Genomic DNA, 17191 nt, shown 5'->3' with positions numbered 1-17191 from the left:
CTGCAGGGCTGGCCGAAAGGAAGGATCACGGGCACCACCACGTCTCGAGCGGCACGCGCAGGTGGCCCAGCACGCGATGGATCGGCAACACCGCGCCGGCATCGCCATCGCGCTCGAACACGGCGCGCTTGGCCTCGCCTTCGATGTGCAGGTGCACCTCGCGCGCGGAGGCGAGCACGGTCAGCGTCAGCGTGATGCGCGGCTCGCCCGCGGCTGGCGCGCGCACGGCGGCGACGATCGCATGCGTGCCGGCATCGAGTGCGGCCTCGAGGCCTTCGCCATCGGGGAAGTACGACGCGGTGTGACCGTCGAGACCCATGCCGAGCACGACGACATCGAGCGGCAGCAGATCGGCGAGATCGCGCGACACGTCGGCGAGCGCGGCCTCGGGTTCGGCTGCATCGCGATGCAGCGGCACGAAGCGCGCAGCCACGGCCTCGCGTTGCAGCAGGTGCGCACGCACGAGCGCAGCGTTCGAGCGTTCGTGTCCGCTCGGCACCCAGCGCTCGTCGACGAGCGTGACGACGACGCGCTCCCACGCCAACACTTCGCGCGACAACGCTTCGAAGAAGCGCACCGGCGTCGTGCCACCCGACAGCGCGAGGCTCACGCGACCCCGTGCGTCGATCGCCGCGCGCAGCGCCGCGGCGACCGCAGCGGCGAGTGCCGACGCGAGCGCGTCGGCCTCGTCGTGGCGACGCCAGCTCACCGAGGCGGGAACGGAAGGCTCATGCATGACGGCATCCAGACGCGCGAGTGTCGGCGCGGCCGCGTGGCCCGTGCGTGAACACGTCAGTGCGCATCTTCGTGCCAGGTGCGACCGTCACGCTCGATCAGCGCGACTGCGGCACTCGGCCCCCACGAGCCGGCCGTGTAGGCCTTCGGCGCCTCGTTTCCGGCCGCCCACGCGGCGAGGATCGGATCGATCCACGTCCATGCGGCCTCGACCTCGTCGCGGCGCATGAACAGCGTCGCGTTGCCGCGCACGACGTCCATGAGCAGGCGCTCGTAGGCTTCGGGCTGGTGCACGCCGAATTCCTCGGCGAAGCTCATGTCGAGCGCGACGCGCTTGAGGCGCAGGCCGCCCGGGCCGGGCTCCTTGATCATGAGCCACAGCTTCACGCCCTCGTCGGGCTGCAGGCGCAGCACGAGCTTGTTCGGCGCGATCGGACCGCCCGCGCCGTTGAAGATGGAGTGCGGCACCTGGCGGAAACTCACGACGATCTCCGACACGCGCTCGGCGAGCCGCTTGCCCGTGCGCAGATAGAACGGCACGCCGCCCCAGCGCCAGTTGCCGACCTCGGCCTTGAGCGCGACGAAGGTTTCGGTGCGCGAATCGTTGCGGCCGAGCTCGTCGAGGTAGCCGGCGACGGCCTGGCCGTTCGCGGCACCGGCGCGGTACTGGCCGCGTACGGTCGACGCGTTCGCGTTCGCGGCATCGACCGGCTTGAGCGCGCGCAGCACCTTGAGTTTCTCGTCACGCACGGCGTCGGCCTGCAGCGTCGCGGGCGGCTCCATCGCGACCATGCACAGCAGCTGCAGCAGGTGGTTCTGCACCATGTCGCGCAGCGCGCCGGCGCCGTCGTAGTACGAGGCACGCTTCTCGAGGCCGACCGTCTCGGCCACCGTGATCTGCACGTGGTCGATGTGCGCGCTGTTCCACAGCGGCTCGAACAGCGCGTTGGCGAAGCGCAGCGCGAGCAGGTTCTGCACCGTCTCCTTGCCGAGGTAGTGGTCGATGCGGAAGATCTGGCCTTCCTCGAACACGTGGCCGACCGCGTCGTTGATCGCGCGCGCACTCGGCAGGTCGCGGCCGATCGGCTTCTCGATGACGACGCGCGAGCGCGTGTCGTTGAGGCCGGCCGCGCGCAGGCGCTCGCAGATGTCGACGAACAGCGACGGGCTCGTCGAGAGGTAGAACACGCGCACGCGCGTCGCGTCGGCCGCGGCGAGTTCGGCGGCGAACGCATCCCAGCCTTCGCCGCGCGAAGCGTCGAGCGTGCGGTAGCCGATCAGCTCGAGGAACTCCGCCACGCGCGGCTTGAGCGTGTCGACGCTGGCGCGTGCAAGCGCGTCGCTGACCAGCTCGCGGTACGCGGCGTCGCTGCGCTCGTCGCGTGCGACGCCGAGGATGCGCGCGCCGGCGGGAATCTGGCCGTCGCAGAAGCGGCGGAACAGCGCCGGCAGCAGCTTGCGCAAGGCGAGGTCGCCGGTTCCGCCGAAGATGACGAGATCGAACGGATCGACGGGGACGGTATGCGATGTCACGCGGGCAGGCTCCGAGGGCGACTTTCGATAACAATACCAGTTTAATACCTATGGCGTCCAGCCCGGCTCGCCACCACGGCGACCGCGCAATGATCCACCAGCTTGGCAGGGAATCCAGATCACGCCGACGGATCGCTACCCATCAGCGCCGAACCGTCCATAAATCCCTTAGCAACATCATCTTGCAAGCATGCCGCAAGATTCGCCGGTAGGCGACACGGTTCCGCATCGGCCCGGCGCACCCGATGCCGCGAGCCTGACACGCGCGACGCTGGGCGGCATCCGGGCCTCCCCTACCCATCGTGGTATCGGATTGGTATGCTTGTTGGCATGCAACAGGCCTTGCTCCACGAGTACACGCGCCTCGGCGACCAGCCCGGTCGTTCGCTCGCCTACGACCGTCTGCGTCGCGCCGTGCGCAACGTGGTCGAGGCAGGTGGCGTGCACGCGGGCACGGCCTTGCCGAGCGAACGCGACCTCGCCGGCCTGCTGTCGCTGTCGCGCGTGACCGTGCGCAAGGCGATCGCCGGCCTCATCGACGAAGGCCTGCTCACGCAGCGTCATGGCGCGGGCACGTTCGTCGCCGCGCGCATCGTCAAGTCGGTCTCGCGCATGACGAGCTTCACCGACGACCTGCGCTCGCGCGGCCTCGATCCGCGCTCGGTATTCCTCGAACGCAGCGTCAGCGAGGCCACACCCGAGGAGGCGATGGCGCTCGATCTCTCGCCGGGCAGCCCGGTGATCCGCCTGTACCGCATCCGCTACGGCGGCGACGAACCGCTCGCGATCGAGCGCACGACCGTGCCGCAGGCCTTGCTCGCGGATCCGCACGAGGTGGTCGACTCGCTCTACGAAGCGCTCGACGCGCACGACCGCCGTCCGAAGCGCGCCCTGCAGCGCCTGCGCGCTGTCGCCTTCGACGCGAAGCAGGCCGCGATGCTCGACCTCGCACCCGGCAGCCCCGGGCTGCTGATCGAACGCCGCGCGTTCCTCGACGACGGCCGTGTCGTCGAGTTCACGCGCTCCTACTACCGAGGCGACGCCTACGACTTCGTCGCCGAACTGCACAGCGACTGAGCCATGACGACGACCCTCGCCGCGAACGACGTTTCCACCGAACCGACCTGGATGTGGCGCGAGGCGGCCGAGGCCGCCGACGTCGTCGAACGCCAGTTCGCGCGCAATGCCGCACCGCTTGCCACGCTCGCGGCCGAACTGCGCGCGAATCCGCCGCGCTTCGTCGTGACCTGCGCGCGCGGCAGTTCGGACCACGCGGCCACCTACGCGAAATACTTGTTCGAGACGCAGCTCGGCCTCGTCACGGCCTCGGCATCGCCGTCGGTCGGCTCGGTCTACGCGGCGCGCCAGCGCCTCGACGACGCGCTGTACATCGTCATCTCGCAGTCCGGCCGCAGCCCCGACCTGCTCGCCAATGCCGAGGCAGCGCGCGCAGCCGGTGCGCGCGTCGTCGCGTTCGTCAACGTCGAGGATTCGCCACTCGCTGTCATCGCCGACACCGTCGTGCCGCTCGGCGCCGGACACGAACGCAGCGTCGCGGCGACCAAGAGCTACCTCGCTTCGCTCTCGGCGCTGCTGCAGCTCGCCGTGCTCTGGAAGGGCGACAGCGCGCTCGAGGCCGCGCTCGCCCGCCTGCCCGCGACACTGCGCGACGCCTGGAATCGGGACTGGACGCCCGTCGTCGACGGCCTCGCCGGCGCGACCAACCTGTTCGTGCTCGGTCGCGGCCTCGGCCTCGGCGCCGCGCAGGAGGCCGCGCTCAAGTTCAAGGAGACCTGCGGCCTGCACGCCGAGGCCTACAGCTCGGCCGAGGTGAAGCACGGCCCGATGGCGATCGTCGGCCCGGGCTTCCCGGTGCTGTGCTTCGCGCAGCCCGACGAGACCGAAGCGGGCACGCTCGCGCTCGCCGAGGAGTTCCGCACGCGCGGCGCCGCCGTGTGGGTCGCCTCCGCGCACGGCGACCTGCCGCTCGCCGCCGCACCGCACGCGACGATGGCGCCGCTGGTCGCCGTACAGAGCTTCTACCGCGCCGTCGAAGCACTCGCGCGGCGCCGCGGCCGCAACCCGGACCTGCCGCCGCACCTCAACAAGGTCACGGAGACGGTCTGACATGGACGTGTTCGTCGGTGGCATCGTGCTCGGCGACGACGGCTTCGTGCGCGACCGTGCGGTCTTGGTCGAGGGCGGCCGCATCGTCGACATCGTCGTCGCCGGCGACGCGCGGCTGCGCGGCGCGACGCGGCACGATCTCGACGGCGCTTGGCTCGTGCCGGGCTTCATCGACGCGCAGGTCAACGGTGGCGGCGGCGTGCTGTTCAACAACACGCCCGACGTCGCCAGCGTCGGCGCGATCGCGCGCGCACATGCGCGTTTCGGCACGACCGCACTGCTGCCGACGCTGATCAGCGACGACCTCGCGACGATGCGTGCTGCGATCGCCGCGGTGCGCGAGGCGATCGCCACGGGTGTGCCCGGCGTGCTCGGCCTGCATCTCGAAGGCCCCTACCTCGCGCCCGCGCGCAAGGGCACGCACGACGACGCGCATTTCCGCGTGCCCGATGCCGACGAGATCGCCCTCGCGACGTCGCTCGACAACGGACCCACGCTGATCACGCTCGCTCCCGAGCGCATGCCGGTCGATGCGTTGCGCGCGATCGTCGCGCGCGGTGCGATCGTCGCGGCCGGCCACACGGCCGGCGACTACGCGGCGATCCGTGCCGGCCTCGATGCGGGCATCCGCGGCTTCACCCACCTCTACAACGCGATGTCGCCACTGCAGGGCCGCGAACCCGGCGCGGTCGGCGCCGCGCTCGAGGATCGCGACAGCTGGTGCGGCGTCATCGTCGACGGCCATCACGTGCACGCGGCCAGCTTGCGCGTCGCGCTCGCGGCCAAGCCGCGCGGCAAGGTGTTCCTCGTCACCGACGCGATGCCACCGGTCGGCGCCGACGATCCGACGTTCGTGCTCTACGGGGAACGCATCACCGCGAGCGACGGCATCTGCCGCAACGCGGCGGGCGCACTCGCGGGTTCCGCGCTGGACATGGCCACCGCCGTGCGCAACAGCGTGCGCGACCTCGGCGTGCCGCTCGACGAAGCCGTGCGCATGGCCTCGCGCTATCCGGCCGAATTCCTCGGCGTCGAGGCCACGCACGGACGCATCGCGCCGGGCCTGCGCGCCGACCTCGTCGCGCTCGACGGGGACCTGCGCGTGCGCCAGACCTGGATCGGCGGCGTGCCGATGCTGGCCTGACGCACCGGCCGCATCACGCGATCGGGCCGCCCTGCGTGCACGGCACGTCGTCGTGCGTGCGCTCGCCGAGACGCGCGCTCCATGCGGCCAGCGCGAGTGCCGCGAGCGCGATCGCCACGCTCGCCCACGGCAGGTCGGCCAGCGGCGCGCCGCGCGCGAGCATCTGCGCGCCGATCCATGCACCGGCCGCGTTGCCGAGGTTGAATGCGCCCTGGTTGAGCGTCGAGGCGAGGTTCGGCGCCGCTTCGGCGTGGCGCACGATCAGCGTCTGCAGCAGCGGCACCAGCGCGAACGCGAGCGTCGCCCACGCGAACAGCATGACGATCATCGGCAGCTTCGTCGCACTCACGAGTTGCACGCCGACCAGCACGAGCGCGAGCAGGCCGAACACCGCGAGCAGCGACGGCACGAGGCGCGTGTCGCCGAGGCGCCCGCCGAGCGTGCTGCCGAGGGTGAGGCCGACACCGAGCAGCAGCAGGATCGGCGCGACCGCGTCGGCCGTGAAGCCGCTGACGTCGGTGAGCAGTGGCGTGATGTAGGTGAACACGCAGAACAGGCTCGCGGACGCGAGCGTGCTCGTCGCGAGCGCGAGCAGCACGCGCAGGTCGCCGAGCACCTTGAACTCGCGCACGATGCCGCCCTTCTGCATCGCGAGATCGCGCGGCAGCCAGCGCGCGAGCGCGACCATCGCGATGATCGCGACGACGACGATCGCCGCGAAGCTCGTGCGCCAGCCGTAGTGCTGGCCGAGCAGGCGGCCCAGCGGCACGCCGAGCACGTTGGCGAGCGTGAGCCCGGTGAACATGAGCGCGATCGCCTGGGCACGCCGGTTCGGCGCGACAAGGCCGGCCGCGACCACCGCACCGAGACCGAAGAACGTGCCGTGCGCGAGCGCGGTGACCACGCGCGCGGCCATCAGCAGCGGATACGTCGGCGCGATCGCGCACAGCAGGTTGCCGACCACGAACAGCGACGCGAGCGCGAGCAGCGTCGCCTTGCGCGGCCAGTTCGCGGTGACGATGGCGAGCACCGGCGCGCCGACCACGACACCGAGCGCGTAGCCGGTCACGAGCAGGCCCGCGGTCGGGATGTCGACACCGAGGTTACCCGCGACCTCGGGCAGCAGCCCCATGATCACGAACTCGCTCGTGCCGATCGTGAAGGCCGCGGCCGCGAGCGCCCACAGCGCGATCGGCATGCGGGACGAAGACGAGGATGAGGACATGCGGGCGTGATCCGGAAGCGCAGTCGGAACCGTATTGCTGCATAGCAGCAAATACAAGGGACGAAACGTCATGAGATGCGGCGCGCGTGCCGCGGCGTGCGGTCGCACTCCAGATCGGATCGGCAACGGAGCCGGGCGTGGAGCCTGCTGGACGTGCCGGCCACAGCACGGTGTCGGGCTCATGTGTCCATCGTGGCGCGAGGACGCGAAGCTGACCCGGGATCGAGGAATTGCCTGCGTCGGTTGCACGATGCGACGTGACGTCATCACCGACGACATCATCCCTGCAGAAGGAACGCTGTCGCCCCGGCGCAGGCCGGGGCCCGGTGCCTTCATGTCGGGCGTCGCCGGCGTTCGGACACGATGTCGTGAAGAAGCAGGTTTGCTTCACGCGATATCCGCCGAACCCGTCCACCGTCATCCCGGCGAACGCCGGGAGCCCCTCAAGCGCCAGGTTGTTTGCAGAGGTTCGTGTTGCGGCACGATCGAACGGTGTCGAACCGCTCTCCCTCACCGCCGCCGAGCATCGTGCGACGCCCAAGGGGATTCCGGCTTGACCAGTCATTCGGCTGTTGAGAGCCGACGGGATGACGAGTGGGTTGCATCCACGCGTACAGCACGCACGGCACGATGTCCGCACCACGACAGGCGCCCACGATCCGGGGGATCGACCGCCGAACCGAGCGAACAATGGCACTGGGCCCCGGCCTGCGCCGGGGCGACGTGTCGTGCGGATCGGCGCAGATGTGGGTGGGTCGCACGGCACACCCTGCGAACTCAGGCCTGGGCCTGCCAGGGCGTAGGCAAGGCGTCATCTACGCGGAGTTCTTCACCATCGTCGCGAGCGTGGTCCCGCCATCGCAGGTCGGAACCCACGCAACGGATTCCATCGAACCCGGCAGCCGATGTCACGGCGCCGGCACGCATGACCCCTGCGGCGTGCTCACGAGGCCGGAACGGCGTGCAAAGGGTCCACCACGATCGACAGCCGTCGACGACGGCCGCCACGAACCGGCGTTACTCCTCGCGCGTGACGCGCAGCACTTCCTCGGTCGAGGTGAGGCCGGCGAGGCATTTGCGCCAGCCGTCCTCGAGGATGCCGGGCGAGCGTGCGCGGGCGTGCCGCTCGAGTTCGGCTTCCGAGGCGTTCTCGTGGACGAGGCGACGCATCGCGTCGTCGACCGGCACGAGCTCGTAGATGCCGAGGCGGCCCTTGTAGCCGCCGTGGCGGCCGAGGTCGGCGCGCGGGCGGTACAGCGTCGCGACCGTGTCGGCGGGCTTGCCGAACGCGGCGAGTTCGGTCGGCGTGGCCGGGTAGGCCTCGCGCGTGGCGGGATCGAGCGCGCGCACGAGGCGCTGCGCGAGCACGCCGATCAGGCTCGACGACAGCAGGAACGGTTCGACGCCCATGTCGCGCAGGCGCGTGACCGCGCCGACGGCCGAGTTCGTGTGCAGCGTCGACAGCACGAGGTGGCCGGTCAGCGAGGCCTGCACGGCGATCTCGGCGGTCTCGAGGTCGCGGATCTCGCCGACCATCACGACGTCCGGATCCTGGCGCAGGATCGCGCGCAGGCCGCGCGCGAACGTCATGTCGACGCGGCTGTTGACCTGGGTCTGGCCGATGCCGTCGATGTAGTACTCGATCGGATCCTCGACCGTCATGATGTTGCGCGACGAGTCGTTGAGCTTGAGCAGCGCGCCGTACAGCGTGGTGGTCTTGCCCGAGCCGGTCGGGCCGGTCACGAGCAGGATGCCGTGCGGACGCTCGATCAGCGATTCGAGGCGCGTGCGTGCGTCCGGATCCATGCCGAGCTGGGCGAGGTCGAGGCGACCGGCCTGCTTGTCGAGCAAGCGCAGCACCACGCGCTCGCCGTGGCCGGCCGGGATCGTCGACACGCGCACGTCGACCGGGCGGCCGGCGATGCGCAGGCCGATACGGCCGTCCTGCGGCAGGCGCTTCTCGGCGATGTCGAGCTTGGCCATGACCTTGATGCGGCTGACCACCGCGTTGGCGATGCCCTTCTGCGGCGCGAGCACCTCGCGCAGCACGCCGTCGATGCGGAAGCGCACGACGAGGCGGTTCTCGAACGGCTCGACGTGGATGTCCGAAGCGCCTTCCTTGACCGCCTCGGTCAGCAGCGCGTTGAGCAGGCGGATGATCGGTGCGTCGTCCTCGCTCTCGAGCAGGTCCTCGGGCTCGGGCAGTTCCTCGGCGAGCGTCTTGAGGTCGAGGCGTTCGTCGAAATCCGAGACCATCGTGCGCGCGTCGTCGCCCTGCTCGTAGAGGTCGCGCAGCAGACGCTCGAACGCGGCCGGCTCGTGCGCGGTCAGGTGCAGGCGCACGCCGAGGTGGCGGCGCAGCTCGGCGAGCACCTCGGGACGCACGCCGTCGCGGCAGGCGATGTCGGCGCCGTCCTCGCGCCAGCCGGTCAGCGTCGCGCCGTGACGGCGCGCGAAGCCGAAGCCGGGACGGGACGGACGCGTGGCCTCGTTCATACGCTCGTGTGCCTCGCCGTACTCAGTCGGCGCGGCGTTCGCTGCGCGTCGCCGGCGTGTTGAGCGGCGGGCTGCGCAGGAAATCGTGCACCTCGGGCAGCATCGGACGCTCGGAACGCGGCGTCAGCGCCGCGGGGTTCTCGCGCATGCGCAGCTGCTCGGTGCGCATGTAGTTGTACTTCTCGCTCGATACCGCCGCTTCGGTCGCCGCGTCACGCAGGATCTGCGGGCGCAGGAACACCATGAGGTCGCGCTTCTCGTTCTTGTTCGAGCGGTAGCGGAACAGGTTGCCGATCACCGGGATGCTGCCGAGGCCCGGCACCTTCGAGTTCGAGTCGGACACGTTCGAATCGATGAGACCGCCGAGCACGAGCAGCGAGCGGTCGGCGATGAGCACGCTGGTCGAGAGCTCGCGCTTGTTCGTGATGAGGTCGACCGCGCCGCTGACCTGCGGCGCGAGCGAGGAAACTTCCTGATGGATCTGCAGGCGCACCGAGTCGCCCTGGTTGATCTGCGGCGTGACCTTGAGCACGAGGCCGACGTCCTTGCGCTCGATGGTCTGGAACGGATTGGTCACCGCGCCGTTCTGGCCCGTGCTCGCCGTATTGGTGTACGAGCCGGTCAGGAACGGCACCTCCTGCGCGACCTTGATCTCGGCTTCCTCGTTGTCGAGCGTGAGGATCGACGGCGTCGACAGGATGTTGGTCTTGCCGTCGCCACGCAGCGCACGCACGAGCGCACCGAGGTTGAGGATCTCCTTGTCGGTGCCCGGGATCTTGACCGTGCCGTCGACGTAGCCGAGCGACAGGCCGCCGAGGCCGGCGAGGCCGGTCGCGTCACCGGCGAGGCCGATCAGGCTCGAGTTGCCGTTCGGCCCGGGGAAATTCGTGCCGCCGATCATGCCCTGGCCGAGCGAGCCGTCGGCGCGCTGCGGCGCGGTGAACCACTGCACGCCGAGCTCGCTCGCCGTGGTGTCGGCGACCTCGGCGATGATCGCCTCGATGAGCACCTGGTGGCGGCGCACGTCGAGCTGGCGCACGATCGAGGCGAGCGAGCGGAACACCGCGGGCGGCGCGCTGATCACGAGCGCGTTCGTCTGGTCGTGGGCCTGGATCGTCGCCGGCGAAGCACCGCCTGCGCCGGCCGTCTCGCCGGCCTTGACCGCGGTCGGCGGCGCGATGCCGGTCAGCGTCGCGGCGATGCCCTGCAGGATCGGCACGAGGTCCTTCGCGGTCGCGTAGCTGAGGTAGATCACCTGGGTGTCGCCACCGCTCTCGAGTGGCGTGTCGAGATGGGCGATGATCGCGCGCAGCTTGAGGCGTGCATTCTTCGCGCCCGACAGGATCAGCGAGTTCGTGCGTGCGTCGGCGAACACGCGCGGCGCCTGGCCGTTGGCCTGCGCGACCTTGTCGTCGGCGAGCACGCCGAGCGTGCGTGCGAGCTCCGAGGCACTCGCGTGCGAGAGCGGGATCACCTCGACCTCGGCGTCGGCCGCGGTGTCGATGCGCTGGATGATCGCGACGAGGCGCTGCACGTTGCCGGCGCGGTCGGAGATCACGAGCGAGTTCGACGACGGGTGCGCGACGAGCTGCGCGCCCTGCGGCATCAGCGGGCGCAGGATCTGGATAAGGTCGTTGGCCGACACGTGGCGCGCCGGCACGACCTGCGTGATGAGCTCGTCGGGCGTGTGCGCCGACGGGCTGCCGTTGAGCGCGGCCGAACCGTCCTGCTGGGCCATCGCCTCGGGCACGATCTTGATCATGCTGCCCTGCGGGATCGCCGCGTAGCCGTGCACGCGCAGCACCGACAGGAACACGTCGTAGATCTCGTCGGGCTGCATCGGCTTGGCCGAGATCACCGTGACCTTGCCGGTCACGTTCGGGCCGAGGATGAAGTTCTTGCCGGTGATCTCCGACACCGTCGCGATCAGCGCCTGGATGTCGGCATCCTTGAGGTTGAGCGTGTGGCGGCCGTCGGCCGACGCGGCGGTCGGCGGCGGCGGTGCCGGCTGCGCGAACGCGACGGGTGCCGCGAGGGCGAGGGCGACGGCGGAACAGAGGACGACACGCAGCATCGGCAAGGCCCGGGATTGGAAGGCGGCAACCCGGGCAGCGTCGGCGAGCCCCGGCACGGAACCGCGCAAGGGTAGCAAAGCACGTCGTGGAAAAGTTGCGCGCCGCCGCAGCGCGGCGTGCTCAGCGCAGCTTGACGGTGAGCTCGGTCGGCAGGCCGTCGCGCGTGACCGTGACGCGCACGCTGTCGGCGTTGCCGAGGCTTTCGAGGATCTGCTGGCCGCGCGACACCGAATCGACCGGCAAGCCGTTGACGGCGGTGACGATGTCGCTCGGACGCAGGCCGAACTGGGCGAGCATCGCGGCGTCGCCGGTTGCAGACAGGCGCACGCCGGCGAGGCGTCCGTCGGCCATGACCGGCGTGACCTGCACGCGCTTGGCGATGTCGGCGGCGTCGCCACGCACCTGGGCCATCGTCTGCTCCCAGTTGAGCGAGCCGTGCGCCATGTTCGGCGGCGCGAACCCCTGCACGGGCGGCGTGGTCGAGGCCGCCGGCGCGGTGTTGCGCGGTCCGCCGCGCTGTGCGGGCGGGATCGGCGTGACGCGGTCGGGCGGAGGCTCGTCACGACGCAGCGCGAGCACTTCCTGGACGCCTTCGTGCAGCAGCACGACGCGATCGGCGTGGACTTCCTCGAGGCGCACGCCGGTGGTGATCTCGTCGCCGGCACGCCAGGCACGCTCGACGCCCTTGTCGTCGGCGATCACGGCCATGCCGGTCTTCGGGTCGCCGTCGGCGAGCGTGCCGCGCAGGCTCCACGCCAGCGACGTGGCCGGGGCGTTCGCATTCGAGACGAGGCGCGCCGGCGCGGCACCGAACAGATGCCAGCGCGACAGCGCGACGCTCTGCGACGGCACCGAGACGGCGCTGCGCAACGGTGCATCGGCGCTGCCGTCGTCACGCGGCACGAGCAGCCAGAACACGCGCGCGAGCAGCCAGATCGCGAGCAGCACGAGCAGCGCGCACACGGCCATCGCCGCGCGCTCGGAACCGCGCCCCGCGGACGCCTGCCCTGCCGCTCGTCCGAGCCCTCGCCACATGCCGCCGACCTCCACACCACAAGGCGCGCACTCTAGCAAATCGCGCCGTCACGCCGGCTGTCCGACACGCCCTGCATTTGGCGTATCCCCCTGAGATGGCGCAGTACGCGTGCCGTCACCGCAACGCCAGACGACCTGCATGAGCCCCCATCGCCACCTCGCGCTCCTCCCGCCATGCCGCGTGAACGCTGGCAGCGAGGCCACGTTGGCGGTACCGTCCGGGCTCGATGGAACCGACCGACGACCGCGTCACCCGACTGCTCGCGCAATGGCGCGACGGCGACCGTGGCGCCCTCGATGCGCTGCTGCCGCTGGTCTACGCCGACCTGCGCCGCATCGCTGCGGCGCACCTGCGCGCCTACGACGGCCACGCCACGCTGCAGACGACCGCGCTCGTGCACGACGTGTTGCTGCGCCTGCTCGACCGACCGGCTGCGGACTTCGCCAACACCGCGCATCTGCTCAATGCGGCGGCGCGCATGATGCGCCAGACGCTCGTGAGCCGCGCGCGCGCGGCGATGGCCGAGAAGCGCGGCGGCGGCTGGCTGCGCGACGATTTCACCGCCGCGCTCGAGCTGCCGATCCCCGACGGCACCGACCTCGCCGCGCTCGACGATGCGCTCAACGAACTCGAAGCCTTCGACGAACGCATGGCGCGCGTGGTCGAGCTGCGCTATTTCGTCGGCCTCGGCGTGGCCGAGACGGCGGCGATCCTCGGCGTCACCGAGCGCACCGCGCACCGCGACTGGGTCGGTGCGCGCACCTGGCTCAAGAGCCGGCTCGACGCGTGAACACGCATCGCCGCGGAGCACCCCGGCGATGACCCCGCACGAAGGCGATGCACTGCGGCTGTTCCGCGAGGCGCTCGACCTTGATGCCGAGGCACGCGCCGCGTTCGTCGCGGCGCGCTGCGGAAACGACGAGGCACTCGCCGCGCGCGTGCACGCGCTGCTCGCGCAGTCGGAAGCGTTCGAGGATGCGACCGCGAACGCGTCCCCGGCCGACGTCGATACATTGCCGGGCACGCGGCTCGGGCCTTACCGCGTCGTCGAACGCATCGGCCGCGGCGGCATGGGCGTGGTCTACCGCGCCGAGCGTGATGCCGACGATGTCGCGCAGACCGTCGCGATCAAGCTGATCCGGCGCGGCTTCGACGTCGACGACGTGCAGGCGCGCTTCCTGCGCGAGCGGCGCATCCTCGCCCGGCTGTCGCATCCGAACCTCGCACGCTTCATCGACGGCGGCGTCGCGCCGGACGGGCGCCCGTGGTTCGCGCTCGAGTTCGTCGACGGCGAGTCGATCCTGCGCTGGTGCGACGCGCGCCGGCTCGGCGTGAAGGCACGCGTGCGCCTGATCCTCGACGTCTGCACGGCCGTGCAGTACGCGCATTCGCAACTCGTCGTGCACCGCGACCTCAAGCCCGGCAACGTGCTCGTCGACGCACGCGGCACCGTGCGCCTGCTCGATTTCGGCATCGCGCGCATCGTCGGCGGCGACGACGGCGATGCGCACGCGACGATGACGATGGCCGGCTCCGGCTACGCGCTGACGCCGGAGTACGCCGCCCCCGAGCAGTTTGCCGGCGCGGCAGCCGGCGTCGCCGCCGACATCTACGCACTCGGCGTCATCGCCTACGAGCTCGTCGCAGGCGTCGGGCCCTACACGATCGACCGCCGCAACATGGCCGACGCGGAGCGCATCGTGCGCGACGCGCCACCCGAGGCGCTTGCGACCGCGATCGCACGCGGCGGCGACGATGCGGTGACCGCCGAGCGGCTCGACGCGCGCGACTCCGGCGCCCATGCCTACCGCGCGCTCGTGCGCGGCGACCTCGCGCGCATTCTCGGCAAGGCACTCGCCAAGGAACCCGAGCGACGCTATGCGACCGTCGAAGCCTTCGCGGCCGACCTCTCGCGCTGGCTCGATGGCAAGCCCGTGCAGGCGACCGGCGACCGCTTCGGCTACCGGCTCGGCAAGTTCGTGCGGCGCAACCGCGTCGCGGTCGTGGTCGCCGGCGCGCTCGCCGCCGGCCTCGTCGCGACGAGCGTGATCGCGCTGCGCAGCGCGCATCTGGAACGCCTGCAGCGCGAGGCCGCCGTGGCCGAGACCGCGCGCGTCAACGCGGTGCGCGAGTACGTGCTGCTGATGTTCCGGGACGCCGGCGAGCACGGCGGCGCGAGCCTCAGCGCGCGCGAGGTGCTCAAGCGCGGCGCCGAACGCATCTTCACGCAGTTCGCGAACCAGCCCGAGACCGGACAGGAGATCGCTCTGAGCCTCGCCGACCTCTTCATGGAACTCGGCGATCTCGACGGCGGTGCGCCGCTGCTCGAACGCGTGCTCGCGTGGCCCGGCATCGAACGCAATCCGGACGCCCTCGCACGCGCGCGTTACAACCTCGCCCAGCTCGAGTACTCGCGCGGCAACGCCCGGCGCGCACGCGAACTGCTCGATGCCGCACAAGCATGGTGGCTCAGGCAACCGGTGCGCTACGAGCGCATCCTCAACGAGAGCCGCACCTCGCAAGCCCAGCTCGAGCGCGCGGAAGGCCATGTCGACAAGGCGATCGCGACGCTCGAGAAGACGGTCGCCGAACGAAAGCGGTTCGGCGATGCCGATCGCGAGGTCGGCGCCGCACTCAACGCGCTGACGCTCGCGCTCGCCGACGCGGCACGCTTCGAGGATTCTGTCCGTGCGGCCGACGAGGCGATGGCCGTGTTCAGGAGCGTCGGCGCCGACAAGCAGGTGGCCGGCCTGGCCGTACTGAACAACCGCGCCGTGTCGCTCATGGCACTCAAGCAGCACGCGCGCGCCATCGAGGACTTCCGCCGTGTCGTCGCGTTGCGGCGCGAACTCTACGGGCGCTCGCCCGAGCTCGCGGTCGCACAGAACAACCTCGCGCTCACCCTCGTGCACGCAGCACGCGAAGACGGGACGCAGCCGCTGGACGAGGCCTTCAGGGAAGCCACGACAATCCTCGAGGAAGCCTATCCGATGGCGCTGGAGTTCGGTGGCGAATCGAGCCGCGCCGCGGTCCTGGGACGCATCAACCTTGCCGAAGCCTACGCGGCGGCAGGTCGAGTGGCCGAGGCCGAGCCGCTCGCCGAGGATGCCGTGCGCATCGGCCATGCGCACTTCGGCGACGCGAACGGCTTCACGGCACTGGGCTATCGCGCCCGCGCGAACGTGCGCCTCGCGCAGGGGCGCCGTGACGACGCACGCGCCGACGTGGCGCGCGCCAAGGCGATCATCGGCACGCTCGGCAAGATCGGCGACGCCTACCTCGCATCCCTTGCGCCCCTGATCGACCGGCTCGGAGAGCGTCCGTCGGCACCGTGAGGGGTGCGGCGTGAACCGCTTCCCTGGACCACATCGGCACATGCGACGACCGAGCTTCGCGGATCGGATGGGATCGATGTCGGCCGTGAGCAGGTCCCGGGGACGCGAGCGAACGCTTCGACAAGGACACATCGACATCGCGCGTCGTGATGCCTCTCGGGATCGCCGTGCATGCGGAGCAGACGCGGGACTGTCCGATGTGGCTTTCCCGTCGCGTATCCCCGGCATGGCCCGCCGATGCCCGGCACTCCGCCGCCGGCCGCGCCATCGCACGACGTCCCGACGTCGCGCCATCGGCCCGCAGGGCCCTGCGAGGTGTGCCATGCCATCGATGTTCCGGATCCTCACTGCCGTCGCGCTCGCCTGCGCGGCGTTCACCGCACTCGCCGCACCGGCAGGCGACCATCCCCTCGTAGGCCGCTACGAGGGTTCCGATCTCGTCGGGCGTACCGACACCGCGTTCGACGAGGTCGAGGTCATGAACGGGCCGATCGCGGGCACCGGTGCCCGCGGCGTCGGCGCGCCGGGCTGGCTGCGCCTCGAAGGCCGCATCACGCTGCTCTACTACCGCCTGCCGGCAGGACGCTCCTCGCTCGAGGTGCTGCGCAACTTCCAGGCGAGCCTCAAGGCCAAGGGTTTCACCGACGTGTTCTCGTGCAACACCGGCAACGGCTCGTGCTACGAGGCGCGCGAGGGCCGCACGGTCAATACGGCGCCTTACGACTTCGCGCTCGCGCTCGATGCGAATCCCGAGCTGCCGCGCCTGGACGGCGACTTCATCCGCAATTACTTCGGCACCAACGCGCGCTACCTGCTCGCGAAGCTCGCCCGCCCGGAAGGCACCGCGTGGGTCAGCATCTCCCTCGCCGAGCACAACCGCGGCAACCACGCCTTCATCCGCGTGATCGAGACCGAGGCGATGGAAGGCGACAAGATCGGCTTCGTGGGCGCCGACACGATGCGCCGGAGCATCGCCGACACGGGCCGCATCAGCCTGTATGGCATCCACTTCGATTTCGACAAGGATGTCGTCAGGGAAGACTCGCGCCCGACACTCGACGAGATCGCGAAGCTGCTGCGAGAGGATCCGTCGCTGAAGCTCACCGTGGTCGGCCACACCGACGCGAAAGGCGGCGCCGACTACAACCTCGACCTGTCACGCCGTCGCGCAACCAGCGTCAACACGCTGCTCGTGCGCGACTACGGCATCGATGCCTCACGCCTCTCGCCGCGCGGCGCGGGGGCGAACGAACCGCTGGCTTCGAACGACGACGAGGACGGACGCGCGAAGAACCGCCGCGTGGAGCTCGTGAGGCGCTGAAGCGCGGCGAGCGACGGATGGGGATCAACCCCTGGGGTCAGGTTCATTTGCCCGGCACGCCATCTCGAGGACTGCGCGCTCATTCGGGGGCAAATGAACCTGACCCCAGTCATGGCCACCCGTCACGGATCGTGCGCCGTCACGCTACCGCTTCCTCATCCGGC

General features: G+C 70.7%; 12 protein-coding genes. 6 read left to right on the top strand and 6 right to left on the bottom strand.

The genetic code is table 11. The features are described from left to right. Positions 1–25: 25 nt before the first annotated feature. Both pgl and zwf read right to left on the bottom strand, forming a co-directional pair. Positions 26–736 carry a 6-phosphogluconolactonase gene (gene pgl / locus ACQQ2N_RS08470; RefSeq protein ID WP_440225274.1) on the bottom strand — a complete coding sequence of 237 codons (711 nt, stop codon included), beginning with the start codon at positions 734–736 and terminating at the stop codon, positions 26–28. 56 nt (positions 737–792) lie between these two features. Further along, positions 793–2268, bottom strand: coding sequence for a glucose-6-phosphate dehydrogenase (gene zwf / locus ACQQ2N_RS08465; protein WP_440225273.1), 1476 nt, complete (start codon positions 2266–2268; stop codon positions 793–795). A 330-nt stretch (positions 2269–2598) separates the two neighbouring features. On the opposite strand from zwf, the gene ACQQ2N_RS08460 reads away from it, so the two are divergent. Genes ACQQ2N_RS08460 through nagA form a run of 3 tightly spaced genes read left to right on the top strand, consistent with a single transcriptional unit; the run spans position 2599 to position 5539 of the window. Further along, positions 2599–3345: a GntR family transcriptional regulator gene (locus ACQQ2N_RS08460; RefSeq protein ID WP_440225272.1), complete on the top strand. Its 747-nt coding sequence runs from the start codon at positions 2599–2601 to the stop codon at positions 3343–3345. 3 nt (positions 3346–3348) lie between these two features. Continuing rightward, positions 3349–4395 carry an SIS domain-containing protein gene (locus tag ACQQ2N_RS08455; RefSeq protein ID WP_440225271.1) on the top strand — a complete coding sequence of 349 codons (1047 nt, stop codon included), beginning with the start codon at positions 3349–3351 and terminating at the stop codon, positions 4393–4395. Position 4396: 1 nt separating this feature from the next. Next, a complete protein-coding gene (gene nagA, locus ACQQ2N_RS08450; protein ID WP_440225270.1) occupies positions 4397–5539 on the top strand; it encodes an N-acetylglucosamine-6-phosphate deacetylase in 1143 nt (380 codons plus the stop codon). A gap of 13 nt (positions 5540–5552) precedes the next feature. On the opposite strand, the gene ACQQ2N_RS08445 is transcribed toward nagA, so the two are convergent. The 4 genes from ACQQ2N_RS08445 to ACQQ2N_RS08430 form a co-directional block, all read right to left on the bottom strand. After that, the gene (locus tag ACQQ2N_RS08445) at positions 5553–6764 is read right to left on the bottom strand and encodes an MFS transporter (RefSeq protein WP_440225269.1); all 1212 of its coding nucleotides are present in this window, start codon (positions 6762–6764) and stop codon (positions 5553–5555) included. Between the two features lie 1017 nt (positions 6765–7781). Then, a complete protein-coding gene (gene gspE, locus ACQQ2N_RS08440) occupies positions 7782–9260 on the bottom strand; it encodes a type II secretion system ATPase GspE (protein WP_440225268.1) in 1479 nt (492 codons plus the stop codon). Positions 9261–9282: 22 nt separating this feature from the next. Beyond that, positions 9283–11334, bottom strand: coding sequence for a type II secretion system secretin GspD (gene gspD / locus ACQQ2N_RS08435; protein ID WP_440225267.1), 2052 nt, complete (start codon positions 11332–11334; stop codon positions 9283–9285). A 121-nt stretch (positions 11335–11455) separates the two neighbouring features. After that, the gene (locus tag ACQQ2N_RS08430) at positions 11456–12370 is read right to left on the bottom strand and encodes a type II secretion system protein N (RefSeq protein WP_440225266.1); all 915 of its coding nucleotides are present in this window, start codon (positions 12368–12370) and stop codon (positions 11456–11458) included. Between the two features lie 227 nt (positions 12371–12597). Here ACQQ2N_RS08430 and ACQQ2N_RS08425 point away from each other — a divergent pair, with 227 nt between their 5' ends. From ACQQ2N_RS08425 to ACQQ2N_RS08415, 3 genes are all read left to right on the top strand, one after another. Then, positions 12598–13161, top strand: a complete 564-nt coding sequence (locus tag ACQQ2N_RS08425; protein WP_440225265.1) for an ECF-type sigma factor — start codon at positions 12598–12600, stop codon at positions 13159–13161. Positions 13162–13189: 28 nt separating this feature from the next. Continuing rightward, entirely contained in the window at positions 13190–15706 is a 2517-nt protein-coding gene (locus ACQQ2N_RS08420) for a protein kinase domain-containing protein (protein ID WP_440225264.1), read from the top strand. Positions 15707–16028: 322 nt separating this feature from the next. Continuing rightward, the gene (locus tag ACQQ2N_RS08415) at positions 16029–17027 is read left to right on the top strand and encodes an OmpA family protein (protein WP_440225263.1); all 999 of its coding nucleotides are present in this window, start codon (positions 16029–16031) and stop codon (positions 17025–17027) included. Positions 17028–17191 lie beyond the last annotated feature (164 nt).

It is taken from the genome of Dokdonella aquatica, assembly GCF_051987395.1.
In the GTDB taxonomy this organism is placed as follows: domain Bacteria; phylum Pseudomonadota; class Gammaproteobacteria; order Xanthomonadales; family Rhodanobacteraceae; genus Dokdonella.
The sequence above is the reverse complement of the archived record's forward strand: the minus strand, read 5'-3'. Positions and strand labels throughout refer to the sequence as shown.

Excerpts from the sequence above, each read along its gene's own strand:
- pgl (WP_440225274.1), bottom strand. The coding sequence starts at position 736 with ATGCATGAGCCTTCCGTTCCCGCCTCGGTGAGCTGGCGTCGCCACGAC.
- ACQQ2N_RS08460 (WP_440225272.1), top strand. The coding sequence starts at position 2,599 with ATGCAACAGGCCTTGCTCCACGAGTACACGCGCCTCGGCGACCAGCCC.
- ACQQ2N_RS08455 (WP_440225271.1), top strand. The coding sequence starts at position 3,349 with ATGACGACGACCCTCGCCGCGAACGACGTTTCCACCGAACCGACCTGG.
- nagA (WP_440225270.1), top strand. The coding sequence starts at position 4,397 with ATGGACGTGTTCGTCGGTGGCATCGTGCTCGGCGACGACGGCTTCGTG.
- ACQQ2N_RS08445 (WP_440225269.1), bottom strand. The coding sequence starts at position 6,764 with ATGTCCTCATCCTCGTCTTCGTCCCGCATGCCGATCGCGCTGTGGGCG.
- gspE (WP_440225268.1), bottom strand. The coding sequence starts at position 9,260 with ATGAACGAGGCCACGCGTCCGTCCCGTCCCGGCTTCGGCTTCGCGCGC.
- gspD (WP_440225267.1), bottom strand. The coding sequence starts at position 11,334 with ATGCTGCGTGTCGTCCTCTGTTCCGCCGTCGCCCTCGCCCTCGCGGCA.
- ACQQ2N_RS08430 (WP_440225266.1), bottom strand. The coding sequence starts at position 12,370 with ATGTGGCGAGGGCTCGGACGAGCGGCAGGGCAGGCGTCCGCGGGGCGC.
- ACQQ2N_RS08425 (WP_440225265.1), top strand. The coding sequence starts at position 12,598 with ATGGAACCGACCGACGACCGCGTCACCCGACTGCTCGCGCAATGGCGC.
- ACQQ2N_RS08420 (WP_440225264.1), top strand. The coding sequence starts at position 13,190 with ATGACCCCGCACGAAGGCGATGCACTGCGGCTGTTCCGCGAGGCGCTC.
- ACQQ2N_RS08415 (WP_440225263.1), top strand. The coding sequence starts at position 16,029 with ATGCCATCGATGTTCCGGATCCTCACTGCCGTCGCGCTCGCCTGCGCG.